This is a genomic window from Gemella haemolysans (assembly GCF_001553035.1).
GTDB classification, from domain to species: Bacteria; Bacillota; Bacilli; order Staphylococcales; family Gemellaceae; genus Gemella; species Gemella haemolysans_B.
The window spans coordinates 1-552 of the sequence record NZ_KQ959919.1 but is presented as its reverse complement, the minus strand read 5'-3'; the positions used below and the strand labels follow the sequence as shown (position 1 = coordinate 552).

The following is a 552-nucleotide window of genomic DNA, read 5'->3' as shown; positions in this document are numbered from 1 at the left end:
GATATAAATGAATTAGAAATAAGGAACTTAGCTAGTTTAAATTTTATAGAAAACAATAAAAATTTAATATTTATAGGCAATAGTGGTGTTGGAAAGACTCATTTAGCAACAGCGATTGGAAGATTAGCAGCTAGTTCCAGGTATTCAACATATTTTATAAAATGTCATGATTTAATAGCAAACTTAAAAGCCGCTCTAGCCGAAAATAGGCTAGAACAGCGATTAAAACACTATTCAAAGTATAGATTATTGATTATAGATGAAATTGGTTATTTACCTTTAGAAAAAGGTGATGAGCGGTTATTATTCCAACTAATAGACCGACGTTATGAAAAGAAGAGCATAATAGCCACATCTAATATTCCATTTTCTGAATGGGCTACATTATTTAGTGATGACAAAGTGGCTTCAGCTATACTTGATAGACTGCTTCATCATGCCCATGTAGTACCTATTATAGGTAATTCTTATCGACTAAAAGATCATGTTAGTTTTGAATAATTGTACATTTTTATTTTGTCACTTTTGTACATTTTTATATTGACATTTACA

1 protein-coding gene is annotated in these 552 nt (G+C 29.7%); it reads left to right on the top strand.

Annotation, left to right across the window (positions count from 1 at the left end; all coding sequences use genetic code 11):
• Nucleotides 1-501: IS21-like element helper ATPase IstB (istB, locus tag HMPREF3186_RS00345; RefSeq protein ID WP_156438948.1), on the top strand; the 501-nt coding region annotated here is incomplete at its 5' end.
• Nucleotides 502-552 lie beyond the last annotated feature (51 nt).